The organism is Gordonia sp. w5E2 (assembly GCF_036540975.1).
Lineage (GTDB): Bacteria > Actinomycetota > Actinomycetes > Mycobacteriales > Mycobacteriaceae > Gordonia > Gordonia jacobaea.
This window is the reverse complement of sequence record NZ_CP144213.1, coordinates 4,799,895-4,812,655: the sequence shown is the minus strand read 5'-3', so window position 1 is coordinate 4,812,655 and position 12,761 is coordinate 4,799,895. Positions and strand designations below refer to the sequence as shown.

Below are 12,761 nucleotides of genomic sequence, written 5' to 3'. Positions count from 1 at the left end.
TCTGCGCACATATACGCGTGCGATACATACCCTAGGGGGGTATAAAGGGGATATGGAAACGCACGGGCACGCGCCCAAGGGCGCAGAACCAGGTAGCGACGAACACATGGGCCACGAGCACATGGACCACGGCAACATGAACCACGGGGATATGGCGCACGGGCACATGGACCACGTCGCGATGTTCCGACGGTTGTTCTGGATCATGTGCGTGATCGCGATCCCGGTCGTTGTGGCTTCGCCCATGTTCGGGTCGATCGTCGGCTACACCGTCCCCGACAACGCGGTGCGCCTGATCTCGCCGGTGCTCGGCACGGTCATGTACCTCTGGGGCGGACGGCCGTTCCTGACCGGTGCCGTAAGCGAACTTCGCTCGCGCACACCCGGAATGATGACCCTCATCGCGCTGGCGATCACGGTCGCATTCGTTGCGTCGTGGGGTGCGTCGCTTCACCTGCTCCCGCACGATCTCGACTTCTGGTGGGAGCTGGCACTTCTCATCGTCATCATGCTGCTCGGGCACTGGATAGAGATGCGCTCGATCGCGCAGACCACGTCGGCACTCGATTCGCTCGCATCACTGATGCCGGACGAAGCCGAGCGCGTCGTCGGCGATCCGGGTAGTGGGCAGACCGAGATGGTCGCCCCGGCCGACCTCGTCGAGGGCGACGTGGTGATCGCGCGTCCAGGGGGCAGGGTGCCCGCGGACGGTGTAATCATCGACGGCACAGCAGAACTCGACGAGTCGATGATCACCGGAGAGTCTGATCTCGTCACCCGCAAGGTCGGCGACAAGGTGGTCGCAGGAACGGTCACCGCCGACTCGGCGATCACGGTGAGGGTCAGAGCTGTCGGCGACGACACGACGCTCGCGGGCATCCAGCGCCTTGTCGCGCAGGCGCAGAATTCGACGTCGCGTGCGCAACGACTCGCCGATCGTGCTGCGGGCTGGCTCTTTTGGTTCGCGCTTGGCGCCGCGGCGCTGACCGCCATCATCTGGACGGCGATCGGACAACCCGAGGACGCAGTCATCCGCACGATCACGGTGCTGGTCATCGCGTGCCCGCACGCACTCGGACTCGCGATACCGCTGGTGGTCTCGATCGCCACCGAACGTGCCGCCCGGATGGGTGTGCTCGTCACCAATCGGATCGCGCTCGAAACCCTTCGGCAAATCGACGTCGTCTGCTTCGACAAGACCGGAACGCTTACTCGTGGACGGCCCGAGGTGACCGATATCGTTGCGCGCGAGGGGTATTCGAAGGACGAGCTTCTCGGTCTCGCAGCGTCGGCCGAATTGCAGAGCGAGCACCCGCTCGCCCGCGCCATCGTGCGCGCCGCGCAGGACAGGGGAGTGAGCACCGCTCCGTCGAAGGATTTCAGTACGCACGCCGCAACGGGTGTGCGCGCTGTCGTCGACGGTCGGCAGGTGTCCGTGGGCGGTCCAAGGCTCGTCGAAAACGTGACGGTTCCAGATGATCTCGCCTCTGCTGCACAGGATCTTCGGGGAAACACGGTGCTGTACATCATGATCGACGGCAAGGTAGTCGGCGTGATCGCACTCGCCGACGAACCGCGTCCCGAATCGGCACAGGCGGTCGCCGAGCTCCGTGACCGCGGCATCGAGTCGGTGATGATCACCGGCGATGCCCGAGACGTCGCCGACCGGGTGGCCAAGGCGGTGGGCATCACCGAGGTACACGCGCAGGTGCGGCCGGAAGACAAGGAGCAGATCGTCTCCGAGCTGCAGAAGCAGGGCCACACCGTTGCCTTCGTCGGTGACGGTGTCAACGACGCGCCTGCGCTCGCGCGCGCCGACGTCGGTATCGCAATCGGCGCGGGTACCGATGTGGCGATCGGGTCGGCCGGCGTCGTGCTCGCGGGAGACGACCCGCGGACCGTCGTGTCGGCGATCGAGCTCTCGCGCAAGGCGTACCGCAAGATGAAGCAGAACCTCTGGTGGGCCGCCGGGTACAACCTCATCTCTGTGCCGCTGGCGGCGGGCATCCTCGCGCCGATCGGGTTCGTGCTCCCGATGGCGGTCGGGGCCCTGCTGATGTCGTTGTCGACGATCATCGTCGCGCTCAACGCTCAACTCCTGCGTCGAGCCGATCTACACGAACCGCGAATCTCGGCGTAGTCTTCGTGGAGGGTTTTCGACTGTGGGTCGAAAACACTCGGGGTCGACAACATCGATTCGGCGAAGGAGCACGCACATGGGGCTCGATCTGGCACGTGCCGATCTCGTCGTGGTCGGGGCGGGGGTCGCGGGACTCACCGCTGCACTGCACGCAGCAGAGCTCGGGCTACGCGTGGTGATCTGCAACAAAGGTGCTGCGTACAGCCCTGAATCGCTTCAAGGTGCCGGATCGCTTGAACATTCAGGGCGGCCGGTCGAACACAGCACGTCGACGTACTACGCGCAGGGCGGCGTCGCAGTGGTCGCACCCGACGATGTCGACGACAGCGTCGAATTGCACCTGCACGACACGCTGGCCGCCGGTGCGGGACTCGGCGATGCCGAGATCTCGCGGGAGATCCTCGCTGACGGATGGTCTGCGGTGTCGCGCCTGCTCGGATGGGGTGCGCAGTTCGATTGCGATGCCTCGGGGAGATTCACCCGTACGCGCGAGGGCGGGCACAGCGTGCGTCGGATCATCCATTCCGGCGGCGACGCCACGGGCGCGCAGATTCAGCTGGCACTGTCGGAGGCCGTCGCCACCGTGATTCGACGCGGCGATGTGCGCGTTCTCGACGACTGCACTGTCACCCGCGTCCTCACCGTGAACGGGCGCGCCGTCGGCGTCGCGTACCTCGGCGCGGACGGACCGGGAGTGGTGCATGCCCCGACGGTGTTGCTCGCGACGGGCGGCAGCGGACACCTTTTTGCCGCGACCACCAACCCGGCGGGCGCCACGGCAGACGGCCTCGCGCTCGCACTACGCGCGGGTGCCGACGTTGCCGACCTCGAGTTCGTTCAGTTCCACCCGACGATGCTCTACACGCCGGGAGCGCGAGGTCGGCGCACGCTGGTCACAGAGGCCATCCGAGGCGAGGGCGGACGTCTCGTCGACGCCGACGGAAAATCGGTGACCGAGGGCGTCCATCCGCTCGGCGACCTGGCACCGCGCGACGTCGTCGCCAACGCCGTGACGGCGGCGATGGAACGCACCGGACATCCGTGCGTGTACCTCGACATCTCGGCGATCGACGACTTCGTCACACGGTTCCCGACGGTCACCGCCGGACTGCGCACGGCCGGCCTCGACCCAGCGGACGGGCGCATCCCGGTGGTGCCGGGCGCCCACTATCAGTGCGGTGGCGTCTTCACCGACGCGCACGGGCGCACGACGGTCGCAGGTCTACTCGCGGCAGGCGAGGTAGCCCGCACCGGGCTGCACGGCGCCAACCGGCTCGCATCCAATTCGCTGCTCGAAGGGCTGGTGATGGGTGTCCGTGCTGCCGATGTCGCAGCGATGGCCGGCACCGACGTCGTCGCCGAGGCGATCGGGTCACTCGGCGACGAGCCCGGTGTCGAGCAGGTGGTGGACCGAGAGGTGCTGCAGGATGCGATGTCGCGTTTCGTCGGGTTGCGCCGCGACGCGGAGGGACTCGGGCGAGTCGCGGCGATGCTCGACGATGCGAGTCCACGCGTCCTCGCGACGCGGCGCGACGTCGAAGATGCGGCGTTGACACTTGCCGCGCGGGCCGTCGTGACGGCCGCCCTGGCGCGGACCAGCTCACGCGGGTGCCATGTGCGTACCGACGAGCAGTACCCGGGTACGGATCATCACGGGACCGGCGAACAGCGCTCGCGACCCTTCCGATTGGTCGACGGCAACATCTGCGCCGTCGGGGTAGAAGTGCCGGCGCTGACTTCCGTAGACTGACGCCGGGGAGAGGGTCGGTCGACGCACCGCACGGCCGTGATGACAGTCGATTCGACTGTGACGTGCCGGGTAATCGCGAGTAGCGTCGTCGCCACACGTAAGCAGCGCGTATTCGGGCCGATGGGAGGACCGTATGGACGGCCAGGGTTGCTGGTCAACGGTTGTGTGCTCCGCGGAGGAACGTCGTGCGCTCGGTTTGAGCGGGTCGTCGGAATGGTTGCTGCAGTGTCGGCTGGCGGCCGGACACGCGGGTAACCACGCCACGGATGCGAGTGCTCGACCGCGAAGCGACAGACGTCTCTGGCTCGAGTGGAACGACTTCGACGACCGCGCGCAATCGCTCATCGAGCGCAACCCGTGCCCGGTCCCGTCGCCCGAGGGAGCGCGCTGCGTCTTCTTCAACGGACACGGCGGCCCGCACTTCTATGCCCGATCGAACGGGCATGCCCCGAGCCCTCGTCCCGGCAGTGGTGGTCCCCGGCGCGCGCCCGGTGGCGATGCCCGGGAGCCCGTCGGTGCACCCGATCAGCCGCAGCGCAGCGGCCCGTCGACCGGCGATCTCCCGATCGCCGCGGGTAACGCCGGGTCGCATCGGCTCGACGATCCGCGCGGGTCGTCGCTCCGTGAGGCCCCACCCGCACAGCATCCGGTCTCGTCACATTCGGGGTCAGGCCAGTCGGGGTCAGGCCAGTCGGCTGCGGCACACGCCTACCGCGGTGGACGCCGGTCGACCAACGCTGAACCACCCTCGACGCCTGTCTACCAAGCCAACAGGCACCAGGCTCTCGACGTCGCTGGTCAGCGGTCCGTCGAGCAGCCTCAACCGCTGTCACCTCAACCCCCGTCAACCCAACCACCGTCACCTCGACCCCCGACGCCGCAGCGCGTCGATCCGTTGCAGGGTGGTCACCCGACATCCGGGGCGCAGCCCGATCCGGTGAGTGACGCGCTACACGAGGTTGCCGCGGCGTTGTCGAAGCTCGCCGACGCGCTCCATCACGCGCGCTCCTGAGATGTCTCTCGTCTTCCGCTCTCAGCTGTTGGCTATCCAGATACCCTAGGGGGGTACCGTTTATTGTCATTTCCTGGTATACCGGTGAGGGGTATACGAGGAGAGTGACCATGACCGTAGACGCGACACCGGACGCCGGGGCCAATACAGACGCCGAGCACAACGCACACGGGTACATCACGCGCAAAGACGACTACCTCAAGCGTCTTCGACGCATCGAGGGTCAGGCGCGTGGGCTTCAACGCATGGTCGACGACGAGGAGTACTGCATCGACATCCTCACCCAGTTGTCGGCAATGACCAAAGCGCTGCAGGCCGTTGGGCTCGGTCTGCTCGAAGACCATATGAACCATTGCGTGGTGCACGCCGCGCAGGAGAGCGACGAGGCCGGCCGAGCCAAGGTCGACGAGGCAATGGCCGCGATCGCCCGGCTCGTCAAGTCCTGATGCAGCCGACCACTACGACGATCAACCATTACGAAAGGTAACCGAACACAATGACTACGAGCACCTACACCGTCACCGGCATGACCTGCGGGCACTGCGTCGCATCGGTTCGCGAAGAGATCGGCGAGATCCCCGGCGTGAACAATGTCGACGTGACTTTGGAGACGGGCGTCGTCGAGATCTCCAGCGATCGCGAACTCGCTCGCGACGAGGTTTCCGACGCCGTGTCCGAAGCCGGATACGAGCTGGTCTGACATGTCGACGACGTACACGACGCACGGTGAGGGGCCGGCCACCGTCGTCGACCTCGACATCACCGGCATGACGTGTGCGTCGTGTGCGAATCGCATCGAGCGCAAGCTCAACAAACTCGACGGCGTCCACGCCACGGTGAACTTCGCGACGGAAAGGGCGACGGTCGACGGCACAGCCGACGTCGACACCCTCGTCGCCACGGTTAAGGACGCCGGATATACGGCCACACCCGTGCGCCCGAAAACTCTTGGTGAGTCCCCTGATTCGGGGCCGGGTGACGGGATCGAGCCCGATGGGGTCGATTCGAGTCCTGCTGCCGTCGAGCTGCGGGGGTTGCGTCAACGACTCATCATCTCGGCGCTGTTGTCGATACCGGTCATCGTCCTCGCGATGGTGCCGGCGTGGCAGTTCACCAACTGGCAGTGGCTGTCGCTGACTCTTGCTGCACCCGTGATCATCTGGGGCGGCTATCCGTTCCATCTCGCCGCGTGGCGCAATCTGCGGCATGGCACTGCAACCATGGACACGTTGGTGTCGATGGGCACTCTTGCCGCCTTCGGGTGGTCTTTGTACGCCTTGTTCTTCGGTATGGCCGGAATGCCGGGCATGACACACGGATTCGAGCTACTCCCCGATCGCGGAGCGGGAGCGTCGTTCATCTACCTGGAGGCCGCAGCGGGCGTCACAACGTTCATCCTCGCCGGTCGCTACGCGGAGAAGCGTGCCAAAATCCGTGCGGGGGATGCGCTTCGTGCTCTGATGAACCTCGGCGCGAAGGATGTCGTGATCCGACGTTCGGGCGGTGAGGTCAGGGTCCCGATCGCAGAACTCTCCGTAGGAGACGAGTTCGTCGTTCGTCCCGGCGAGAAGATCGCCACCGACGGAGTGGTCGTCGAGGGTGCCTCAGCTGTCGATATGTCCATGCTCACAGGCGAATCCGTGCCCGTCGAGGTGACCGTCGACGACGACGTCGTCGGCGCGACGATCAATACGAGCGGTCGACTCGTGGTTCGTGCGACCCACGTCGGTTCCGACACCGCGCTGGCACAGATGGCCAGGATGGTCGAGGCCGCGCAGGCGGGTAAGGCCCAGGTCCAGCGACTCGCCGACCGGATCTCCGGCGTCTTTGTTCCCGCAGTCATGCTGATCGCCCTTGGCGCACTGATCTTCTGGTGGGTCGACGGTTCGGTGCTGACCGCGTTCACCGCAGCCGTCTCGGTTCTGATCATCGCGTGCCCCTGTGCGCTCGGACTGGCGACACCGACTGCGTTGATGGTCGGCACCGGACGTGGTGCGCAGCTCGGAATCCTGCTGTCGGGCCCCGAAGTGCTCGAGAAGACTCGACGCATCGACACCGTCGTGCTGGACAAGACCGGCACCGTGACCACCGGCGAGATGCGCGTCGACGCCGTACACCCTGCAGCTGGGGTCACCCCGGAAGAGGTCACCACTCTCGCCGCAGCGGTGGAGAAGGGTTCTGAACATCCCATCGGTCACGCGATCGTCGTTGCCGCACAGGATCTTCCGGTGCCCGAGGTCGATGAATTCGACGCCGCTCACGGTGTCGGGGTGTCGGGCAGGGTTGGACCCAGCAGCGTGGCCGTCAGTGGGCCCGCGCATCTCGACGTCGAACTCGACGAAGGACTTCGCAATGCCATCGGCGATGCGCAGGCCGCGGGAGCGACTCCCGTCGTCGTGCTGCGCGACGGTACGCCCATCGGTGTCATCGTGGTGTCTGACACGGTGAAACCGGGTGCCGCCGAAGCGATTTCGCGCATGAAGAAGGCGGGGCTGCGACCGGTTCTGTTGACCGGAGACAACGCAGGAGCCGCCCGGCACGTCGCCGACATCGTCGGGATCGACACCGTGATCTCCGATGTGCGGCCCGAGGACAAGGTCGCAGAGGTCGTCCGCCTACAGCAGGCCGGCGCGACCGTGGCGATGGTAGGCGACGGCATCAACGACGCGCCGGCCCTCGCGCAGGCCGACCTCGGCATCGCGATGGGCACCGGTACCGATGTCGCGATCGCCGCCAGCGACGTGACCGTCGTCGACGGTGACCTGAACAAGGTGCTCGACGCGATCGCGTTGTCGCGCGCGACATTACGGACGATCAAGCAGAACCTCTTCTGGGCGTTCGGCTACAACGTCGCCGCGATCCCGCTTGCCGCTGCCGCGCTGCTCAATCCGATGATCGCGGGCGCCGCGATGGCGCTCTCGTCGGTGTTCGTCGTGCTGAACAGCCTTCGCCTGCGGCGGTTTACGCCGCGACGGTGATCTCGACAAGCTCGATCAGCGGGGAGCAGCTCGATCGGCGGGGACCAGCTCGATCGGCGGGGAGCGGCTCGATCAGCGGGAACAGCTCGATCTGCAGTGGGGCGCTCGATCAGCGGCGCGCGGCGGCGTGGCGTCCGGCGCGGCGTCCGAAGTACGAGCCCTCGCCCAGCTGTGTTCCGCTGGCGTAGCCCTTGCTGTCCTGTGCGATGTTCGCTGCGCACGCGCCGGCTGCGTAGAGCCCGGGAATCGCGGTCCCGGAGGCGTCGAGCACCTCGCCGTCGACCGAGGTTGCCATGCCGCCGAGGGTGAACCCCGCGTACATCGCCTTTCCCAGACTCATGTCGAAGACGGCCCACGGTCCCTTGTCCTGCGGCGCAAGGTATTCCGGTGCCTTGTGGAAGTCAGGGTCCTCGCCGCGTGCGGCGTTCTCGTTGTACCGATCGAGGCTCGCCTGGAGCTTCCCGGTCGGAATGCCAAGCGCCTGTTCGGCTTCGGCAATCGTCTCGTAGCCGTCGACAAACGGCACCAGCGGCATGCGTGGTCGCTTCATGTGTGCTTCGTCGACGATCAGATAGGCCGTCGAATCCGGTTGTTCGAGAACAAAACTCGACGTCCGCGAGTGGTAGGAGTCCTCCGCGACGAATCGATCGCCATTCTTGTTCACCGCGATCCCGGTCAGCAGAATCGCCGGCGGGTAGACGGGTGCGGTGCAGAATGCCTGATCCATGTGCTTGAGTTCGGCGCCCACCGAGACACCCATGCGGAGTCCGAGGCCGTCGTCGTAGGTGTTGCCGAGTACGTACGGCTTCTCGGTGAGCCACGGCACGTTCTCCGCGACCATGTCGGAGTTCATCACGAACCCGCCCGCGGCGATGACGACTCCCTGTGCCCTGATCACCCCGTCGCCACTGCCGGGGCTGTGCCACGCGACTCCGGCGACAGCGCCGTCGTCGACGACGAGTTGCCGAGCGCCGGTCTCGTATCGCACCTCCACTCCGAGGTCGGCGAGACGTTTGACCAGCAACTCGACGATCATCGCGGCACCACCCGTGTCGCCGGGGACCGGAACCTTGTGCCCACGCGGGGCGGGAACGGCCATGGTGTTGAACGGCCACACCTTCTCGTTGCCGGTGTACATCAGACCCTGCGTCTCGGGCTGGACGACGGCCTTCTCCGGGTAGTAACTGCGCTCGAACTGAAAGCCGAGAGCTTCGAGCCAGTCGAAATGCTCGACGCTGTCGACGCAGTACGCATGGATCTTGTCCGGCTCGGGGTCGCTGGAGACCGCGGTGATGTACCGCTCCATCTCCTCGGCGGAATCGTCGTGTCCGGTGGCTTTCTGGACCGCCGTACCGCCGCCGAGGTAGAAGTGTCCGCCCGCCAGTGCCGTCGTGCCGCCGGCCGCCGCCGCACGCTCGAGAACCAGAACGCGTGCTCCATTCGACGCCGCCTCCACCGCGGCGCAACCGCCCGCGATGCCCAGTCCGATCACCACGACGTCGACCTCGTCGCTGAACTGCGTCACCGCGCCGAGGGGGAGGGTGTCGGGAATCCGTGTGCCGTCAGCCATGCGGCTTAGCGTAGACCACAAACTAGAACGTGTTCTAGTGATTGAGGGTCGCGTACGTTTGCCTTCTCCTCAGGCTTTGGAGGTATCAAGGGGTGTGTCCTCTGGACGAACCCTCACCAGACCCGACGTCGACGACAATCGTCGACCGTCGACTCATGACGGCCCGGCAGCGGTCGCAGGGCTGATCGCCGTCGGCGCAGGCCTCGCCATTGGCGAGTTGTGTGCGGTTCCGATCTCGGAGAACTCCTCACCGTTCTTCGGCGTCGGGTCGACGGTCGTCGACCACACGCCGCAGGCGGTCCGTGAGTGGGCGATCGGGGTGTTCGGCACCTCGGACAAGACGGCGTTGTTCACCGGGATGGCACTGATCATCGTCGTCCTCGCAGCGGCGACGGGCGTGCTGGAGCGGCGTCGACCTCCGCTCGGGAGCGTTGTGATCGGAGTGTTCGCGGTGCTCGGGGTGGTCGCGGCACTCAACCGAGCGGGTTCGAGCGGCGCCTACGTCATTCCCTCGCTGCTCGCCGGAGTCGTCGGTATCGGGGTGCTGCGACTGCTCCTGCGACAACTCGACGCCCCGCAATCCAGCAACGGCGACGAGCAACAGGACGACGAGCGACAGTCCGGGGTCCCGCGGCGCTTCGTCCTGACGGCTGCGGGCATCGCGGTCGCCGCCATCGCGGTGGGCGCCATCGGCCGTAAATTACTTGCCGACGCCGCGCGCACCGTCGCCGATCGCGCGGGCATCAAGCTCCCCGCGCCCGCCTCACCCGCGCCGCCGATCCCCGCGGGCGTCGACATCGGTGTGCAGGGAGCGACGTCGTACGTCACCGACAACGCGTCGTTCTACCGCATCGACACCGCCCTGCAAGTGCCTCAACTGACCACCACGGACTGGAAGCTACGGGTGCACGGCCTCGTCGACGAGGAGTTCACCCTCACCTGGGACGAACTACTCGCCATGCCCATGACCGAACGCGTCGTGACGTTGACGTGCGTGTCGAACGAGGTCGGCGGTGATCTGATCGGCAATGCCCGCTGGCTCGGCGTGCCGATGAAGGCCATCCTCGACAGGGCCGGAGTGCGCCCTGGCGCCGACATGTTGCTCTCGACGAGCTCAGACGGATGGACCGCGGGCACCCCGGTGTCTGCGATCACCGACAAGCGTGACGCGCTGCTGGCAGTCGCTATGAACGGCGAGCCGCTTCCCATCGAACACGGATTCCCTGTGCGACAAGTGATTCCGGGGCTCTACGGGTATGTGTCGGCGACGAAGTGGGTGACCGACTGGGAACTCACTCGGTTCGCCGACGCTCAGGCGTACTGGACGACGCGCGGTTGGTCGGCGCTTGGTCCGATCAAACTCGCGTCGCGCATCGACCGTCCAGCGGGCGGCTCGGTCAAGCCCGGAGAGGTGATCATCGCCGGGACGGCGTGGGCGCAGCACACGGGTATCTCCGCTGTGCAGGTCCGCATCGACCGCGGGCCCTGGCAGGACGCGCAATTGGCAACCGAGTACAGCATCGACACCTGGCGCCAGTGGAAGTTCACCTGGCAGGCGACGAGCGGCCAGCACACCGTCGAATGCCGTGCCATCGACAAGAACGGGAAAGCGCAGACCGAGACCGAGGCCGACCCGGTTCCCGACGGCGCGACCGGACTCGATTCCCGCGACTACACCGTCGGCTGATGAGAGCACGGAGTGGTGCCGCCGTGGGCGTGAGGCTATTGCCGGGGTTACCCTTCGACGCAGCACACATCGAGGGGTGGGTCACATGCGCGGGGTTGTCACTTCCGGACTCGCGGTGTGCGCCGCGGCCCTACTGCTGACCCCCGGCACCGCCGGTGCGGCTTCGCAGGGCGCGCAGGGTCCCGTCCGGCTCCCCACGGTTCAATTGCCCAGGTCCTGGTACGAGCCGACGCCGATCCGGGACAAACCCAGCTGGCTCCCGCAGGGTCTCGGAGAAGACTCGACGGTGCTCCTCATCCCCGGCACCAGCGACTTCACACCGATCAGCTCGACGGCGATCGGCGGCGCAGGCTCCCCGATGGGAGGCGACCAGTACGGCCGCACGGTCGACGTCGGGTTCTACGACGCACCGCATGGCGCGGGCTCCTACAATCCGAAAATCCCTGTCGTGCAATACCCTGCGGCATTCGGAGTCGTAGTCGGCAATAAGAAGTTCGATCTCACCGGCAACGGCACCTACAACGATTCGGTCGACATCGGTACCGCCGACGGGGTCGCTGACGCCGAGCGGGCATGGGTTGATCGCGGTAAATCGGGCACCATCGTTCTCAATGGCTACTCGCAGAGCGGGCCCATCGCGATGAACGTCGCCTACAAACTCCACCAGAAGTACTTGGCGGGAGACGCGGATGCGATCCCGGACGCCGACGTCGTCGTGGTGGTCGGCGCCGACTCGCGATTTCCCAACACCGGCATCGAAACGGTCATACCCAGCGTCATCCCCGGTGCCTACACGAACGGTCCGCGCGACGAATCGAGTACCGGCGACATTCGGGTCATTTCCTACTGCGTGCGCGGAGACTCGGTGTGCGGCTTGGGAAATCCGCTCGCGCACCCGTTGACCTCCGCCTTCTACTTCTTGCCCGGCGCTACGATCCACGGCCAAAAGGGCAACCTGGTGAACCAGTACCGGGTGGTCTCGACCAAAGAAGTCGGCGCCACCACCTACGTGGTCCTCGACGGTGGCAATCCGCAGGGGATCTTTCTGCGCAGCTTGGGCATACCCGTTCCACCAGAATTCGACGACGCGCTCGACACTCTTGTCCCCGTACCGGAGCCGGGTGAGGCGTCGACGAATGCAGGCGAGAAGCTGCCGACACCGCGCGAGATTCAGGTTGCTCTGTACGACGCGTTGGGGCTGCAGGTACCGGTCACCGACCCGGACGCCCTCGCGGCACAGGGCAAGACGTGGCAGCCGCCGCAGAACACCAGCGCGACGCCGACCCCTGCTCCCACAAACCCTGGCCAGCTCCCCGCAGCCGCCGACACCGCGCCCGCAGCGGTCCCCGAGGACCCCGTCGGCGACTTGGTTGCCCATCTAGTTCGGTGGGCAGCCGGCAACGTCAAGCAAAAGTGAGCAATTCAACGGCGTGATCTGCGTCTGCTGAGGTCATGCTATGTTCGTCGCACCGAATTTCGAGCGGGCGCGGCGTGCGGATGACCACCTCATTGACGAACGCGCCCCGACGAGGCGCCAAACGCAGTGGCCGGAGGAGTAAACCCGCGGATCACCGTGCGCTCGTACCCAAACAGATCGAGCACTGACGAAGACCAGTGCCGAAGA

Annotated in this window: 9 protein-coding genes; 8 read left to right on the top strand and 1 reads right to left on the bottom strand. The window is 66.2% G+C overall.

Annotated features, from left to right (window positions below; all coding sequences use genetic code 11):
• Window positions 1–52 precede the first annotated feature (52 nt).
• The 6 genes from RND64_RS21760 (at window position 53) to RND64_RS21735 (ending at window position 7,880) form a co-directional block, all read left to right on the top strand.
• Entirely contained in the window at window positions 53–2,140 is a 2,088-nt protein-coding gene (locus tag RND64_RS21760) for a heavy metal translocating P-type ATPase (protein ID WP_442903960.1), read from the top strand.
• 76 nt (window positions 2,141–2,216) lie between these two features.
• A complete protein-coding gene (nadB, locus tag RND64_RS21755; protein ID WP_049699387.1) occupies window positions 2,217–3,890 on the top strand; it encodes an L-aspartate oxidase in 1,674 nt (557 codons plus the stop codon).
• Between the two features lie 133 nt (window positions 3,891–4,023).
• Window positions 4,024–4,902 (top strand): hypothetical protein, encoded by an 879-nt coding sequence (locus RND64_RS21750; protein ID WP_049699388.1) that lies wholly within the window; start codon window positions 4,024–4,026, stop codon window positions 4,900–4,902.
• A 110-nt stretch (window positions 4,903–5,012) separates the two neighbouring features.
• The gene (locus RND64_RS21745) at window positions 5,013–5,348 is read left to right on the top strand and encodes a metal-sensitive transcriptional regulator (protein ID WP_049699488.1); all 336 of its coding nucleotides are present in this window, start codon (window positions 5,013–5,015) and stop codon (window positions 5,346–5,348) included.
• 50 nt (window positions 5,349–5,398) lie between these two features.
• The gene (locus RND64_RS21740) at window positions 5,399–5,602 is read left to right on the top strand and encodes a heavy-metal-associated domain-containing protein (RefSeq protein WP_005203212.1); all 204 of its coding nucleotides are present in this window, start codon (window positions 5,399–5,401) and stop codon (window positions 5,600–5,602) included.
• Between the two features lies 1 nt (window position 5,603).
• On the top strand, window positions 5,604–7,880 hold the full coding sequence (locus tag RND64_RS21735) for a heavy metal translocating P-type ATPase (RefSeq protein ID WP_049699389.1): 2,277 nt from the start codon (window positions 5,604–5,606) through the stop codon (window positions 7,878–7,880).
• A 109-nt stretch (window positions 7,881–7,989) separates the two neighbouring features.
• On the opposite strand, the gene RND64_RS21730 is transcribed toward RND64_RS21735, so the two are convergent.
• Window positions 7,990–9,450 carry an FAD-binding protein gene (locus tag RND64_RS21730; RefSeq protein ID WP_049699390.1) on the bottom strand — a complete coding sequence of 487 codons (1,461 nt, stop codon included), beginning with the start codon at window positions 9,448–9,450 and terminating at the stop codon, window positions 7,990–7,992.
• Window positions 9,451–9,544: 94 nt separating this feature from the next.
• Between RND64_RS21730 and RND64_RS21725 the strand changes: the two genes are divergently transcribed.
• Complete coding sequence (locus RND64_RS21725; RefSeq protein WP_049699391.1) at window positions 9,545–11,137, top strand: molybdopterin-dependent oxidoreductase; 1,593 nt, start codon at window positions 9,545–9,547, stop codon at window positions 11,135–11,137.
• Between the two features lie 85 nt (window positions 11,138–11,222).
• Window positions 11,223–12,554, top strand: coding sequence for a PE-PPE domain-containing protein (locus RND64_RS21720; protein ID WP_049699392.1), 1,332 nt, complete (start codon window positions 11,223–11,225; stop codon window positions 12,552–12,554).
• Window positions 12,555–12,761: the final 207 nt, after the last annotated feature.